12 protein-coding genes and 1 tRNA gene are annotated in these 16,175 nt (G+C 64.5%); all 13 read left to right on the top strand.

Features of this window, described 5'->3' with window-relative positions:
* The first annotated feature begins 57 nt into the window (after positions 1-57).
* The 13 genes from AB4Z38_RS13910 to AB4Z38_RS13850 all read left to right on the top strand — a co-directional run bounded on the left by AB4Z38_RS13910 (position 58) and on the right by AB4Z38_RS13850 (position 15,890).
* A complete protein-coding gene (locus AB4Z38_RS13910) occupies positions 58-1,431 on the top strand; it encodes an FAD-binding oxidoreductase (protein WP_441430259.1) in 1,374 nt (457 codons plus the stop codon).
* A gap of 138 nt (positions 1,432-1,569) precedes the next feature.
* Positions 1,570-3,027 carry a YibE/F family protein gene (locus AB4Z38_RS13905; protein WP_441430258.1) on the top strand — a complete coding sequence of 486 codons (1,458 nt, stop codon included), beginning with the start codon at positions 1,570-1,572 and terminating at the stop codon, positions 3,025-3,027.
* Positions 3,028-3,221: 194 nt separating this feature from the next.
* On the top strand, positions 3,222-4,160 hold the full coding sequence (locus AB4Z38_RS13900) for an ABC transporter ATP-binding protein (protein ID WP_441430257.1): 939 nt from the start codon (positions 3,222-3,224) through the stop codon (positions 4,158-4,160).
* Positions 4,157-4,933, top strand: a complete 777-nt coding sequence (locus AB4Z38_RS13895; RefSeq protein ID WP_441430256.1) for an ABC transporter permease — start codon at positions 4,157-4,159, stop codon at positions 4,931-4,933. Before AB4Z38_RS13900 ends, AB4Z38_RS13895 begins: the two co-directional genes overlap by 4 nt.
* A gap of 36 nt (positions 4,934-4,969) precedes the next feature.
* The gene (locus AB4Z38_RS13890; RefSeq protein ID WP_441430255.1) at positions 4,970-6,160 is read left to right on the top strand and encodes a sensor histidine kinase; all 1,191 of its coding nucleotides are present in this window, start codon (positions 4,970-4,972) and stop codon (positions 6,158-6,160) included.
* Positions 6,157-6,768, top strand: a complete 612-nt coding sequence (locus AB4Z38_RS13885; protein ID WP_441430254.1) for a response regulator transcription factor — start codon at positions 6,157-6,159, stop codon at positions 6,766-6,768. Before AB4Z38_RS13890 ends, AB4Z38_RS13885 begins: the two co-directional genes overlap by 4 nt.
* 114 nt (positions 6,769-6,882) lie before the next feature.
* Positions 6,883-8,064, top strand: a complete 1,182-nt coding sequence (dusB, locus tag AB4Z38_RS13880) for a tRNA dihydrouridine synthase DusB (RefSeq protein ID WP_441430253.1) — start codon at positions 6,883-6,885, stop codon at positions 8,062-8,064.
* Positions 8,065-8,177: 113 nt separating this feature from the next.
* Positions 8,178-9,488, top strand: a complete 1,311-nt coding sequence (locus AB4Z38_RS13875; RefSeq protein ID WP_372460917.1) for a deoxyguanosinetriphosphate triphosphohydrolase — start codon at positions 8,178-8,180, stop codon at positions 9,486-9,488.
* A gap of 60 nt (positions 9,489-9,548) precedes the next feature.
* Positions 9,549-11,510, top strand: coding sequence for a DNA primase (gene dnaG, locus AB4Z38_RS13870; RefSeq protein ID WP_441430252.1), 1,962 nt, complete (start codon positions 9,549-9,551; stop codon positions 11,508-11,510).
* A gap of 63 nt (positions 11,511-11,573) precedes the next feature.
* A tRNA-Asn gene (locus AB4Z38_RS13865) sits at positions 11,574-11,646 on the top strand.
* Positions 11,647-12,012: 366 nt separating this feature from the next.
* The gene (locus AB4Z38_RS13860) at positions 12,013-12,591 is read left to right on the top strand and encodes a WxL domain-containing protein (RefSeq protein ID WP_441430251.1); all 579 of its coding nucleotides are present in this window, start codon (positions 12,013-12,015) and stop codon (positions 12,589-12,591) included.
* Between the two features lie 154 nt (positions 12,592-12,745).
* Positions 12,746-13,756, top strand: a complete 1,011-nt coding sequence (locus tag AB4Z38_RS13855) for a COG1470 family protein (protein WP_441430250.1) — start codon at positions 12,746-12,748, stop codon at positions 13,754-13,756.
* 88 nt (positions 13,757-13,844) lie between these two features.
* Positions 13,845-15,890 (top strand): sensor domain-containing protein, encoded by a 2,046-nt coding sequence (locus AB4Z38_RS13850; protein ID WP_441430249.1) that lies wholly within the window; start codon positions 13,845-13,847, stop codon positions 15,888-15,890.
* The last annotated feature ends 285 nt before the right edge of the window (positions 15,891-16,175 follow it).

Below are 16,175 nucleotides of genomic sequence, written 5' to 3'. Positions count from 1 at the left end.
GGGAAAGCGGCGGGTGGAATGAATCCGGTCTGATGAAGAGAATCGGCGGTAACACCCATGAATGGAACACCCCTCGACGGACTGCGCGAACAGCTCCGTGGGCAACTCGTCACTCCAACTGATCCTGACTATGATTCCGCCCGCGCCGTCTTTAACGGGATGATCGACAAGCGTCCGGCAGGGGTCGTCCGGGTGGCCCAGGTATCGGACGTCATTGCCAGCGTGAACTTTGCCCGGGACAATTCCCTGCCCTTGGCTATCCGCGGCGGCGGCCACAGCGCCCCCGGCTTCGGGACCTGGGACGATGCCCTTGTCATCGATTTCGTCAACCGCACCGGGGTCCGTATTGACCCCGAAGCCGGTACCGCCCGTGCCGAGGCGGGAACAACCTGGGCAGATTTCAACCATGCGACCCACGCCTTCGGGCTGGCCACTACCGGCGGGATTGTGGGGTCCACCGGCATCGCGGGCCTGACCCTGGGTGGCGGCATCGGCTATCTTGCCCGCAAGTACGGCCTGTCTTGTGACAATTTGATTTCGGCCGACGTAGTGACGGCAGACGGCAAATTCCTCACTGCCAGTGAAACCCGGAACGAGGACTTGTTCTGGGCCTTGCGGGGAGGCGGAGGCAATTTCGGTGTGGTGACGTCACTGGAATACAAACTGCACCCGGTGGACATGGTCCACGTGGGCATCGTCATCTACGGAGCAGGGCACACCGAGACTGTCGCCAAGTTCTACCGGGATTACATCGACTCCGCTCCCGAAGAATTCGGGGCGTTCCTCGGCTTCCATCAGGGCCCGCCGGTGCCGTTCCTTCCCGAAGAGTGGCACGGCAAGCCTGTGTGCGTCGTGGTCGGGATGTGGACGGGGGACATGGCGGAAGGTGAGTCCCGCTGGCAGCCGTTCCTCGATGCCGCACCCGTGGCCGGATCCCTGATCATGCCGATGCCCTATCCGGCACTCAACGTCGCTTTTGACGGGCTCAATCCCAAAGGCCTGCAAGGGTACTGGAAAGCCAACTTCATCAGTGAGCTCAACGATGGAGTCATCGACGCGCATGCCGAATTTGGTTCCACGGTCACCAGCCTCAACACTGCGGTCCACGTCTACCCGATCGACGGCGCCGTGGCCCGGGTTGGAGCACTGGACACGGCTTTCGTGAACCGCGGGATGAAGTTCGCCCCCGTGATCGCGGCGCAATGGCCGGACCCCGCCGACAACGAAGCCAACATTGCCTGGGCCCGCAACTACGCGGAGGCCCTCCGTCCGCACTCTGCCGTCAGCGGCTACATCAACTTCATGGATGCGGAAGACCAGAACCGTATTGCCGAGAACTACGGGGTCAACTACGAGCGGCTCCAAGCCATCAAGGGCAAGTACGATCCAGGAAACCTCTTCCACGTGAACCAAAACATCAAACCCGCCTGAACCCCGGTGCCCGGGTGACCCACAACTGACTGGCAGTAGATGTCGTTTTCAGTGCTCATAACGACAACAACTGCGAGCTAGTTGGGTGGGACGCCGCGCTGCCCCACGTAGGCTTGGGGGCATGAGGTTTTGCAGCTAATGGGTCACGGCCATTCACACGGACACACAGAGCATTTCGAGCCAAGCCCGCAGGCGCTCGCGGCACGCAAGCGGGCCAACTGGCTCCTCGTAGCCGTGCTGGCTCCGATCGCCGTGCTCACGATCGTTGCCATGCTGCTCATGTGGCCGTCCGGGAGCAAGGAAGGCATCACCTTCGCGAGCCCCTACACAGCTGCTCCCGGGGTGACGTTCGATACCGGCAAGATCCAAGCCGTCAGCCAGGAAAGCTGCACGCAGGGGACCCAGGCTCCCGGTACGAACGGTACGAACGGTACGAACGGTACGAACGGTACGAACCAAAGCAGCGGCGCACAGCCGCAGGGGTCCCAATGCACCTTCGCGTCCACGCAACCGGATAACGGCGGGAGTCCCGTGAAGGTGGTCATCAACCCGGATGTGGCCAAGTCCCATGGCGTCAAAGTGGGGGACAGCATCCGCTACCTGAACCTCTCCGGGGTGCAGGGCGCAGCGGCAGGCAACGGCTCGCCGTCGTACGTTTTCCTGGATTTCGTCCGGACCGTTCCCATGGCCCTTCTGGCGATCCTGTATGCCGTGGTGGTCATTGCGGTCGCGCGCTGGCGCGGCTTCAGGGCGCTCCTTGGGCTGGCCGGAGCCTACGTGGTGATGGTCAGCTTCATGCTTCCGGGATTGGTGGAAGGCAAACCACCGCTGCTCGTGGCATTGGTCGGCTCCACGGCGATCATGATGGGGGTGCTCTATTTCGCCCACGGATTCTCAGCCAAGACCTCCACCGCGCTGCTGGGCACGATCTTCGGCCTCGGCATTACGGCGCTGCTGGCGGCCTGGGCCACGGATGCGGCTAATCTGACCGGGATCGGCAGCAGCGAAGGCGCCACGCTGGTGAACATGTCGGACAAGATCTCGCTCTCCGGGATCATCCTCTGTGGGCTGATCATCTCCGGACTCGGAGTCCTCAACGACGTGACCATCACCCAGTCCGCGGCCGTGTGGGAACTCTACGAGCTGGCGCCGGAGACTGGAGCGCGCAAGCTGTTCACCTCGGCCATGAGGATCGGCCGCGACCACATCGCCTCCACCGTCTACACGATCGCCTTCGCCTACGCCGGTGCCGCGCTCCCCATCCTGATCATTGTCATGCTGTACGACCGCCCGCTGGTCGATGCCCTCACGAGTGCCGAGTTGTCCGAAGAAGTCATCCGCACCCTGGTAGGGTCCATCGGCCTGGTGCTGGCGATCCCGGTGACCACCCTGATCGCCGTGATGGTGGTCAAAGCGACCGGTCCGAGGCGGCCGGCGGCCGCCGTCGCCGCGGATTCGGCACCAGACGACGACGGGAAGGTCCGGGAGCTTGAAACCGCAGGGTCCGCCGACGCTTTCGAATCGTTCGACACGGGCGAGCTAGCCGCCGTCGTCTCGACCCGGCGGGCGCGCAGGGAAGCCGAGCGCCGGCAGTAGCGTCCGGCGTCGAAACCGCGACTGCGGGCCGAGCGCTGCGTGCCGGCCCTACAGCTACCGGGCGAACCCCACGTATTCACCGATAACAGCGTCCGCATGACATTTGTCATCCCTCATTGGTGACACACGCCCGGGCACCGGACGCGGATCTCGGCTTTGATGGGTAGCGGAGTAAACCAAAGCCAAGGAGAGCCATGACAACAGCGAGTGTGCCGGCCGTCCACGCCGCCGGAATGCACAAGAGCTTCGGGAAGGTCCACGCCGTCCGCGGCCTCGACCTCACCGTGCGGCCGGGGGAAGTGGTGGCGTTCCTCGGTCCCAACGGGGCGGGCAAGACCACCACCATCGACATGATCCTCGGATTGAGCGCCCCGGACCAGGGAAGCGTTTCCATCTTCGGCCACACTCCCCGGGGAGCCATTGCCCGCGGCCAGGTGGCAGCCGTGATGCAGACCGGCGGCTTGCTGCGGGACATCAGTGTCCGCGAGACCGTGCAGCTCAATGCAGCCATGTTCGATTCCTCCCGCCCTGTGGACGAAGTCCTGGCGCGGGCGGGCATCCTGGAGATCGCCGACCGCAAGGTGGAGAAATGCTCCGGCGGCCAGCAGCAGCGGCTGCGCTTCGCCATGGCCCTCGTCTCCGATCCCGGATTGCTCATCCTGGACGAGCCCACCACCGGCATGGATGTGGCGGGACGACGCGACTTCTGGACCGCCATCAGGGCCGACGCCCAGCGCGGACGGACCGTCATCTTCGCCACCCATTACCTCGAAGAAGCCGACGCCTACGCGGACAGGATTGTCCTGGTCCGGCAAGGCAGCATCGTTGCGGACGGCACCGCCGCCCAGATCAAGAACCTTGCCTCGGGCCGTACCGTCAAGGCTTCGCTTCCGGCGGCAGAGCGCGGGCTCTTGGCCGGGATGCCGCCCGTCGAAAGCATGGATTACGACGGCGGCCGACTCACCGTCCGCACGGGCGACTCGGACGCCGTCGTGCGGTACCTGCTCAACAACACGGGCGCCCACGACGTCGAAGTGGCGGCCAACAACCTCGAGGAAGCGTTCGTCGCCCTCACCGGAGACGATGCCGTGCCGGAATCCGTGAGCATCACTTTTGAAGGAGACCTCGTATGAGCACGGCAACTGTCGTCCAGGAACGGAAACCGTCCGCCGGCGGGGTCAACCGCACGTTCCTCTGGATCGAGATCAAGCGGATGCTTCGTAACCGCCGGACCATCATTTTCACGGTATTCATGCCGGCGGTCTTCTTCTTCATTTTCGGTTTGTCCAACAAGGACAAGCTCCTGCCCAACGGGCACAGCTACGGCCAGTACATCCTCATCAGCCTCACGGTGTATGCCGCGATGACCGCTGCTACGGGCGCCGGCAGCCAAGTGGCAGTGGAACGTGCGCAAGGTTGGAGCCGCCAGCTTCGCCTCACGCCCCTCCTGCCCGGTGCGTATATCGCGGTGAAAGCCATGGCCGCGCTGACGCTCTCCCTTGTTGCCGTCGTGGCCCAGTTCGTCATCGGTGCCCTGGCAGGTGTCACCATGGACGCCCAGACCTGGCTGACAGCGGGGTTGGTGGCTTGGCTGGGTTCCTTGGTCTTCGCGGCCCTCGGCTTGTTCGTCGGATACCTCATGCCGAGCCAGAATGTCATGCAGATCCTCGGCCCGGCCCTGGCGATCCTTGCCATGCTCGGTGGACTGTTCATGCCGATCGAAATCATGGGAGAGACCTTCGGGAACATCGCCAGGTTCACGCCCGCATACGGGATCGGACAATTGGCCCGGAGTCCCATCACCGGCGAATTCGATGGGGCGTGGATCGTCAACGTGCTCATCTGGCTCGTGATCTTCGTGGCCGGGGCTGCGATGGCGTTCCGCCGCGACACGAAACGTGTCTGAACAAGCCACCAAAAACAGGCCGCTAGGGTAAGCACCATGACCAGCAACGCAGGCGGAACCTCCTTCAGGGATGTGCTCACCGGAAACGTGTTCAGCGGCACCCTTTTCAAGGGAGGCAACATGTTCCGCGGTCCGATGTTCCGTGGTCCTGGGCCACGAGGCTGGTTCATCGGTGCGGGACTTTCCATCCTGCTCTGGGCCTGGCCGACGTGGAACATCGTGTGGTCCGTGGACGAGCCGCTGGCCTGGAAAGCGGCGGCGTCGACGTCCCTGATCGTGTTCTTCGCCGCCTACGTCTTGCTGCCGCAGATCAGCTGGCGGCTGGGCGTCCGGGCCGGCATCGTGTCCGTCTGCATCCTGCTGGCGCTGAACGGGCTGATGATCCTCATCATTGGAAGGGAAGCCTTGTGGACCTGGACCTTTCTCGCTTGCGCCATCGCCATGACGTCCCTTCCGCCGCGCACCGATTTCTTCCTCATCGTCACCTTGTCCCTCGCCTCGTTCTCCACCCAGCTTGTGACGGGCAACGGGGAGCAGGCCTTGCTGCAGGCCGGGATCATCTTGTCCCTCGGCCTCATGATGTCCGCTTTCGCGCGGCTGATCCGGCAGACCGCACGGCTCAGGGAAGCACAGACTGAACTGGCCGACGCAGCCGTGGCCGCTGAGCGCAGCCGTGTGGCCCGGGACATGCACGACATCCTGGGACACTCCCTGACGGTGATCGCCGTGAAAGCCGAGTTGGCCGGCAGGATGCTGGACACCGTCCCCGGCGACCACCCTGCCCGGGACCGGGCGGCCGCCGAGATCTCCGCGGTGCAGGACTTGGCCCGCGGTGCGCTCGCCGACGTCCGGGCCACGGTAGCCGGTTACCGCGGCGTCAACGTCCTTGCGGAGCTAGCAGTCGCCCGGACGGCATTGGAATCGGCCGGGATCGACGCTGAATTGCCGGGAACCGTGGAGCAGGTTCCGGCGCGGCACCGGGAGCTCTTCGGCTGGGTCCTGCGCGAAGGCATCACCAACGTTGTTCGGCACTCCGGTGCCGCGCGCTGCCGCGTCCGGTTGACGGCGTCGAGCGTTCTGGTTGAGGACGACGGCGTCGGCCCGGCCTCCGGAGGCCGCTCCGGGAACGGACTGGCGGGGATCCGCGAACGCGTGGGTGCCGCCGGAGGAACGGTCAGCATTGGCCCGAGTGACCTGGGAGGGTTCAGATTGGCGGTGGAGGTATGAGCATCCGATTGGTGATCGCCGACGACCAGGCGCTCGTGCGCGGAGCATTGGCGGCTCTGCTGGGACTGGAACCGGACATCGAGGTGGTCGCCGAACTGGGCGACGGGACAGGGGTGGCGGCCGCCGTCGTCGAGCACTCCGCTGATGTGGCAATGCTCGACGTCGAGATGCCCGGCTTGGACGGGATCAGCGCGGCGGCGGCCGTGCGGCGGGCCGCGCCGTCGTGCCGGGTCCTCATGGTGACCACCTTCGGACGGCCCGGCTACCTCAAGCGCGCCATGCAGGCCGGTGCCTCCGGATTCGTCGTCAAGGACACGCCGGCGCGGCAATTGGCCGAAGCGGTGCGCCGCGTCCATCAGGGGCTCAGGGTGGTGGACCCCGTACTCGCCGCGGAATCTTTGACCGCGGGAGACAGTCCGTTGACCGAACGCGAGGCAGAGGTGCTCAAAGCAGCGTCCGACGGCGGCACGGTGGCCGATATCGCGAAGTCGGCGATGCTTTCCGAGGGGACCGTGCGGAACTACCTGTCCGCCGCGATGGCCAAGACCGGCGGACGGACCCGTGCCGAAGCTGTGCGGATTGCCGAAGATAACGGCTGGCTGCTCTAGCGTCCCGACTTGAGAACGTGGGTGCGGGCCGGGCGCTGCGTTCCAGCCCTATGTGCCGTAGCAGTCGGCCCGCACCCACGTATTCGGCAAGCTCCAGTCTGAGACAATGGACGGGTGACTGTAGTAGCAACGCCCCCTTCGCCCAAGCTTGAACTGCCCGCGCTGCAGCTCGGCCGGATCACCGTGGACACCCCCGTGATCCTTGCGCCGATGGCCGGCATCACCAACTCGGCCTTCCGTCGGCTGTGCCGTGAATACGGCGGCGGTCTGTACGTCGCGGAAATGGTGACCTCCCGTGCGCTGGTGGAGCGCACCCCGGAATCGTTGCGCATCATCTCCCACGACGACGACGAAAAGGTCCGGTCCGTGCAGTTGTACGGCGTGGACCCTGTAACTGTGGGCCAGGCCGTACGCATGCTCGTCGAAGAAGACCGGGCGGACCACATCGACCTCAACTTCGGCTGTCCCGTGCCCAAGGTCACCCGCCGAGGGGGCGGATCCGCCCTTCCCTGGAAGATCGACCTCTTCACCTCCATCGTCCAGACCGCCGTCAAGGAAGCCTCCAAGGGCCATATCCCGCTGACCATCAAGATGCGCAAGGGCATTGACGAGGACCACCTCACGTACCTCGACGCCGGCCGCATCGCCCGCGATTCCGGCGTTGCCGCCGTCGCGCTCCACGGCCGCACGGCCGCGCAGTTCTACTCCGGCCAGGCCGACTGGTCCGCCATCGCACGGCTGCGCGAAGCCCTCCCGGACATTCCTGTCCTGGGCAACGGCGATATCTGGTCCGCCGAAGACGCAGTCCGCATGGTGCGCGAAACCGGGATCGACGGCGTCGTGGTTGGCCGCGGCTGCCAAGGCCGCCCGTGGCTCTTCGGTGACCTCCAGGCCGCGTTTGAAGGAAGCGACGAGCGTCACCGTCCGGGCCTGCGCGAAGTAGCCGACGGCGTCTACCGCCACGCCGAGCTCATGATCGAAACCTTCGGCAACGACGAGTACAAGGCGCTGCGCGAGATCCGTAAGCACATGGCCTGGTACTTCAAGGGCTACGTCGTGGGCGGGGAACTGCGCGCCAAACTGGCCACCGTGCCGACGCTCGAGGTCCTGCGCGAGCTGCTGGACCAACTCGACATGGACCTGCCGTACCCGGGCGTCGACTCGGAGGGCCCGCGAGGACGCGCAGGTTCCCCCAAGAGGCCGGCGTTGCCCAAGGACTGGCTGCTCAGCCGGAAGATGGACGCCGATCAGACGCGCGATATCGCCGCGGCCGAACTCGACGTCTCGGGCGGCTAAAGCGCGGCCCGGGTTGCCGCGTGCACGCGCACGGCCAGAGTCGTGGAAAACTGGCTGCATAGGCACTGGCTGAAGAGACGCCGGTGCACGGCAAGCGGAGGAGGCAGATACCCATGGGAACTGAAGCGATGTCTGCAGCACGCCCGGCCGAAAACGCAACGGGCATTCCAGGCTATGTGGAGGCCGACTCGGCACGCTGGGTCCAGGAACCCCGGAAAAACACCTACCGCTCGGACTTCGAAAGGGACCGGGCAAGGGTGCTGCATTCGTCGGCCCTCCGGCGGCTCGGAGCCAAGACCCAAGTAGTCGCCCCGGACACCGATGACTTCGTCCGCACCCGCCTGACGCACAGCCTTGAAGTGGCCCAGGTGGGCCGCGAGTTGGGCCGCGCGCTCGGTTGCGATCCGGATGTTGTGGACACGGCGTGCCTGAGCCACGATCTTGGCCACCCGCCTTTTGGCCACAACGGGGAATCCGCGCTCAACGAGGTAGCCCACGGAATCGGTGGCTTCGAAGGCAACGCCCAGACTCTGCGGCTGCTGACCCGCCTTGAACCCAAGGTCCTTGCCGCCGACGGCCGGCCCGCGGGCCTGAACCTGACCCGCGCCAGCCTTGACGCCGCGTCCAAATACCCGTGGTCCGCCGTCGATGCCCCCGTCATCCACGGACAGCGGAGCAGCAAATTCGGTGCCTATGAAGACGATCTGCCCGTGTTTGCCTGGCTTCGTGACGGCGCGCCGGGCAACCGCTCCTGCATCGAGGCCCAGGTGATGGACCTGGCCGACGACATCTCGTACTCCGTTCATGACGTTGAGGACGCCATCGTTGCCGGCCATTTCCAGCTGAAGTGGCTGGACAATCCTGATCACCGGGCCCGCGTGGTGGGGTACACCAAGCAGTGGTACCTGCCCCACAATGATCCCGCCGAAATTGATGCCGCCCTGGCCCGCCTCGAAGCCACGAGCGTGTGGGTCCGCGAGGCCGACGGCAGCCGCAAATCGATGGCTGCGCTGAAAGACATGACCAGCCAACTGATCGGCCGGTTCTGCCAGAGTGCCCTGGAGACCACGCGCGCCCGCTTCGGCCCGGATCACCTCACCCGGTACGGCGCTGAACTCATGGTCCCGGAGGACACCACCACGGAGATTGCCGCCATGAAGGGCCTTGCCACGACGTTCGTGATTTCCACCGACCATCGGCAGCCTGTCTATGAGCGCCAGCGCGAAGTCCTGCACGCGTTGGTAGGCGTACTCAACGCGAGCGGAGACCGCCATCTGGAACCGATGTTCGCTGCAGACTGGCGGGACGCCCCCGACGACGGCGCCCGGCTTCGCGTCGTCATCGACCAGGTGGCGTCCCTGACAGACGCTTCGGCGCTGGCGATGTACGAACGCTTGGTGGGTAGCCTGCCGTCGCTCTGGTAGGTCCCCGTCGACTTCTCGGCCCGCTCAGGGGCTGCCCGCCTGAGCGACTAGGATGGTGACGTGGCTGGCCTGATCAAACGTGAAGATATCGACGAAGTACGCCAGCGCACCGATATCAAGGAAGTGGTGGACGGCTACGTCACCCTCAAGGGCGCCGGCCTGGGCACCTTCAAAGGCCTCTGCCCCTTCCACGACGAGCGCTCGCCGTCGTTCACCGTCCGTCCCCAAGTAGGCCGGTACCACTGCTTCGGCTGCGGTGAAGACGGCGACGCCATCTCGTTCGTCCAGAAGATGGACCACACCTCCTTCCACGAGGCTGTGGAAAAGCTCGCAGCCCGGATTGGCTACGAGCTGCGCTATGAAGACGGCGGCACCGGTCCCAACCGCGAAGAGGTCGGCAAGCGCCAACGGCTGCTGGATGCCCACAAGATCGCCGACGAATTCTTCCGTGCCCAGCTGCTCACGGCAGGTGCCGCCGAGGGCCGCAACTTCCTCCATGGCCGCGGCTTCGACCGGACCGCAGCCGAACAGTTTGGCGTCGGCTACGCGCCTCAGGGTTGGGACTCGCTCCTGAAACACCTGCGTGGACGCGGGTTCACGGACGCCGAATTGAAGCTCACGGGAATGTTTTCTGAAGGCAACAGGGGCATTTACGACCGCTTCCGGGGCCGGCTCATCTGGCCTATCCGGGACATCGCCGGCGATACCATCGGCTTCGGAGCCCGGAAGCTCTACGAGGACGACCAGGGCCCGAAGTACCTGAACACTCCGGAGACCGTGCTCTACAAGAAGTCCCAGGTCCTCTACGGCATCGACCTCGCCAAACGGAACATCGCCAAGGACCGGCAACTGGTGGTGGTGGAGGGGTACACGGACGTCATGGCCTGCCACCTTGCCGGAGTCGGTACCGCTGTGGCCACGTGCGGTACGGCTTTCGGTACTGACCACATCAAGATCGCCCGCCGCTTGCTGTCCGACGACGGCACCGGGGGAGAGGTCATCTTCACGTTCGATGGCGACGCCGCCGGGCAGAAGGCGGCACTCCGCGCCTTTGAGGAGGACCAGCGCTTTGTCGCGCAGACCTACGTGGCCGTGGAGCCGAGCGGGGCCGATCCCTGCGACTTGCGCCAGCTCAAGGGGGCTGCGGCAGTCCGGGACCTGATCGGCACCCGCCGGCCGCTCTTCGAATTCGCCATCCGGGCCTCCCTCAAACGCCACAACCTGGACACCGTGGAAGGCCGGGTCGCCGCGCTGCGGGAGTCGGCCCCTGTGGTGGCACAGATCCGCGATTCCGGCATCCGTCCGGCGTATGTCCGCGAGCTGGCAGGCTGGCTCGGCATGCCCATTGAGGAGGTCAGCCGGGCAGTGGGGTTGGCTGCGAAGCGCGCTGCTTCCGGCGCTCCGGGCACTGCGGGAACTGCAGGTGCGGCGAGCACGGCAGGAGCCCCGGGGGCCGGGCAGGGCACAACGCCGGGCCAGGCCGGCAAGCCGGCGGCAGCACCGCCGTCGGACGCTCCCATCGCCTTCATGCGCCCTGATCCCCGGGATCCCATTGCCGCAATGGAGCGGCAGGCCCTCGAGGTGGTCATCCAGAACCCCGCCGTCCTGGGTGGCGAAGCTGCGCTTAGCGGTGGAGCATGGGAACGGTTTGAGGCCTGCCACTTCGTCACTCCGGCCTACTCTGCGGTACACACGGCTGTTCGGGCAGCCGGGCTGGCCCACGCGGGAGACCCTGTGGCCTGGGTGGAAGGGATTCGCCAGGAGGTTCCGGGACCACTCCAGGGTTTGGTCTCGGAGCTTGCTGTGGTTCCGCTGCCCGCCAGCACTCCCGAAGCGCTTCAGCGGTATTGCCGCGACATTTTGGCCCGGCTTTTCGAACTACAGATCACCAGGGTCAAGGCGGACAAGATGGGTCAATTGCAGCGTCTGGACGCCTCAGCCCAGCCGGAGGAGTTCCAACGCCTCAACCGGGAACTCATGCAGCTGGAAATGCAGCGCCGCGCCCTCCGCATGGATAGCTGAAGGCCTTCCCGGGCGCCGATTTCGTTTCCCGGCAGCCCTTTGTTAGGCTTGTACACGCTTCATTCCTCCGTAGCTCAATTGGCAGAGCATTCGACTGTTAATCGAAGGGTTACTGGTTCAAGTCCAGTCGGAGGAGCTTTGAGTCGGAATCCCCGTCAGCCGCGTGCTGGCGGGGATTTTTCGTGCTTATGACGGATCCTAGGCGGTATGCGTCGTCGTGTGGCTTATCAATCTCTTGACGCGTACAGTCACGAATACACACCACATCGTTGGTGGCGTTCGTTCATGGCGGGGGCTACAGAACGGATTCCTTATTGCTCTCACGCAAGAATCCAGTGCCTATTGGCACCGAACGCGGGAAGCTGCGGGTTGTTGAACCCGCCCGCAATCGCGCTTTTCATTTCGGTCCTTGACCGCCAGGTTCTTGCGTTTCTCAACCGCTTCGTCAGTGGCAAATCACTGCATGCCATTTTGGCGTGCCCACCAACATCTGGAGAATCCCATGCGCAAAATCCTCAAGGCCGCGGGCATTCTTGCCGCCGCCGGAATCCTGCTCAGCGCCGCACTCCCGGCAGCGACGGCGGACACCGTGGACTCGACGGTTTCCGGCGGGGCCCTGACCTCGACCACCGCGGGCGCTACCCTGACGGGCGTCACCCTGACCGGGGCCACCCAAACAGCCACCGGTACCTCGTCTTCACCGTGGAGCATTTCCGACACACGCGGCACCGGTGCGGCCTGGTCGCTTTCAGTCACCGCCACGGTCCCCACCAGCGCTGCCGGGACCGTTGAAACAACAGCCCGCACCATTCCGGTCGGCGACCTGACCATCACCCCGGGGACGGTCACCGCTAGCATCGGTGCTGACGCTGCTGCCGGCATAACCGCGCCTGCCCTGGCAATGTCCGGTTCGGCCCAGTCCCTCGTATCGTCGTTGGGTACCAACAAAGGAACCTACGCGCTGACGCCCACGTACAGCCTTGTCGTCCCCGCCAATGCCTTCCGATCGAATTATTTCGGCGCGGTCGGGTCCACTGCTTTGCTGCCCTACGTCTCGACCCTTACTTACACCATCTCCTGACAGCATGAGCACAGTGCGGCCCGCCGATTGTTTCGCCCTGAAGGCCGGCGGTCGACGGGCTGCACGCCACCCCGGACAGAGCTTGAAACTCCCCGCCGTCCTGCGTTCCTGTCACGAAACCTGGCAATCCGATCGCTCTAGCAAGGACTTCCCAGTGACCAACCCCCTACAAGGTCCCCGACCGTGCCTGCCCCTGCGCACAGCCATGACGACAGTGGTGCTGTCCGTTGCCCTGCTCGCCAGCTCAGGACCGGCAGTGGCAGTCGACAACGGGGCCCTGGGAATCCGGCCCGCGAACGAAGCAGATTTCTTCCATTTCTCCCTGTTTCCGGGGGCAGCCTTGGAAGCTACAGCGATAGTAACCAACCATTCGCAGTCCCCGATGACACTGCTGGACTATCCGGTAGACGGAACCAGCACCCCGCAAGGGGCTTTTGCACTAGCCAACCAGGACGATCCGCGCCCCGGCGTCGGCGGCTGGGTCCATTTGGACGCGGACCACATCACCGTCGCGGGGAACGCGGAACTGAAAGTCAATTTCCGCATCAGCGTGCCGGCTGGGACTCCGCCGGGCGACTACGCCGGTGGTCTGATCATCCAAAGCCCTCCGGTCCAAGGCCAAACGACCAAAGTCAACGGAGATACGGCAGTCCGCTTGGACGTCATCCAGCGCCAGGGCGTGCGCATCTATCTCAACGTCGCCGGCACCGCCGTCAAGTCCCTTCAGCACGGCGATATGAGCTGGCAGCAGAACGGGGACGCGCTCACATTCACCTTGCCCCTGAAGAACACGGGCAACACCATCCTGCACCCGTCCGCCAACCTCGATATCAGCAGCTGGGTGGGCGCAAACACCCAACTCACATTCGACACCCCCGAAAGCATGCTTCCCGGAGCCAATCTCGATCTGCACGCCAAGCTGACACAGGCACCGCTCATCCAGGCCGGCAACGCGGAGGCAAACATCACCTCCGAGGCCGGCACCGGGCATGTTGGGACCACCATCAACTACGCCCCGTGGCCTCTCATGATCACCGGACTGCTCCTCGCCCTAGCGGCCCTTTATGGTTCCTGGCGGATGGTCCGTTTTGTCCGTAGAGCCCGCCGCGCCATTGCCCAAGTCTCGGCAAATGAACGCGAAGCTCCACAGTCGGCTGTAAGTTGACGCTCACGACCTTCTGGTACTTCCTTGGGGCTCCGGATGTTGGCTGGGACGGGGGGCAATGCCTGTTGTAAAGCATGATGATCTGGTGATGCAGTCGCGACTGCTGGAGGAAATCCAGCAGTCGGTAATCGGACTCGATGGCATCTGGCAAGTGAGCTATTGGAACCAAGCCTCCGAGCGGCTTTACGGGTTCCGGTCTACGGAGGTCCTCGGTCGGAAGATCACCGAGCTTGGGATCATCGCCAGCCCGGACGTACCGGGCCAGGCAGCGACCATGCAGGAGATCACAGACGTGATCGCCGCGGGCCAAGGCTGGGCAGGTGAGTTCTGGATGCAGGACCGAACGGGACGCGGGTTCACGGTGTATGCCACGGTCAGTCCTGTCCGAGGCATAGGGGCCATGACGGTCGCGGCGGTGGCCGTGTCCACGGAAATAACGCGGGACCTCGCTGAACTGAAACGTCTGCAGGTGGCCGCCGCCGAACTTGAACGCCTTATCGCCGCCCAAGAAATGGTTCACATGGGCAGCGTTGAACACGACATCGTTTCGGACCGGTGGTCGCACTCAGATGAATATGCCCGGATCTACGGACTGGCCCCGGGCGAACTGGTCTCACGGAAACAGTCCCTGGCGCTGGTCCATCCTGAGGACTTGGAGGTGATCGAGGCCGCGCGGCGGGCGCTTGATTCAGGCACGAAGCGTGTTGAATACGAGTTTCGCATCATGAGGGCCGACGGTGAGCTTCGGTGGATGCAGTCCCAAGCCAGAATGACCCACGACGCCACTAGCGGGGCGCCATTGCGTTTCCTAGCCACGGTCATGGACATCACTGACCGTAAAGACGCCGAACAGGTTCTTGAATGGCAGGCCCGCCACGACGCGTTGACAGGTCTGCCGAACAGATATCTGCTCATCGATGTGCTCCGGGGCTTCCTGGGGCGGGCATCCCAGCGGGTAGTGGTGATGTTCGTGGATGTCGACCGGTTCAAGCTCGTCAATGATGGCATCGGGCACACGGCCGGGGACGCTCTCTTGATCCTCCTCGGGGAACGGCTCCGGACTGCCGTCCGACCGGGCGATACCGTGGGCCGATTCGGCGGCGACGAATTCGTCATCGTCTGCGAGAACCTGGGCACCCGCGACGCCGCAGCGGTTGCGGAACGCATCAGGATGGCGACCCGGCAGCCGTTTAATATTGACGGACGAAGGATCTTCCTGAACGTCAGTGTCGGGATCGCCGTCTCGGGCCCGGGAGATACTGCGGAATCGTTGCTGCACGGCGCAGACACGGCCATGTATGAAGCTAAGGCCGCCGGTGGAGACGGGTCAGTGGTCTATGACTCTCGCACAACCGGGCAGGCAGCCGGGCGCCTGGACCTGCAATCCGACCTGCGCGTGGCCTTGGAACGGGATGAACTTTTCCTGGAATATCAACCCATCATTGAACTGGATACGGAACAAACGGTCGGGTTCGAGGCCCTCTTGCGCTGGCGTCATCGTGAACACGGACTGATCATGCCGGACACGTTCATCCCCATCGCCGAGGAAACAGGCCTCATCGTTCCAATCGGAACCTGGGTGCTCAACGAGGCACTGGCCCAGGTCCAGCGGTGGCGCTCCAATGTTCCGGGAGCCGGGAACCTTTGGGCCGCAGTGAACATTTCCGCCCGCCAGCTCGTGACCCCCGACTTCCCGGACATCGTGCACACGGCGGCTCTGGCGGCGGGCATCGATCCAGCGGCGGTGAACCTGGAAATCACCGAAACCGTGTTGATGGAGCAACCTGAGCTGCCATCGGAGACCCTCCACCGGCTGCACGACCTCGGCGTCGGGCTTTCCATCGACGACTTCGGCACCGGCTATTCCTCATTGAGCTACATTCAATGGATGTCCGCCCGCACCCTGAAGATCGACCGGTCCTTTATTGAGGTACTCGACACGGATCCGCAGAGGGCTTCCATCATCGAACTCATCTTAGGCATGGCACGCACCCTCGACCTGGTTGTGATCGCGGAAGGAGTCGAAACCCCAAATCAACTCGCCGAACTTCGACGCCTCGGCGTCCACCATGCCCAGGGCTACCTCTGGAGTAAGCCAATGCCGACTGACCAAGTCACCGCCTGGCTGACGTGAAGGTCCGACTCTCGGCGGGGCGGCCCGGGCTTGAACGTGCAATCCGGCCCGGACCAGCGGGGCGCCGAGCGGTTACCCGAAATCCCTGCCCTCAGCATGAGGGCAGGGATTTTTGGCGTCTGGTGCGTCTACCTCGTGGTGAGGGTGACGTCGTCGAGGTACATCCAGGTGTCATCCGCAGGGCTGGAGCCGTCGAGGTGGACGTTGAACCAGAGGGTGATGGTCTGGCCTTTGTAGGCGGTGAGGTCGGCGCTGAACTGGGTCCAGGTGCCGTTGTCGTTGCAG

This window comes from Arthrobacter sp. 2RAF6, assembly GCF_052115205.1.
Lineage (GTDB): Bacteria > Actinomycetota > Actinomycetes > Actinomycetales > Micrococcaceae > Arthrobacter.
The sequence above is the reverse complement of the archived record's forward strand: the minus strand, read 5'-3'. Positions and strand labels throughout refer to the sequence as shown.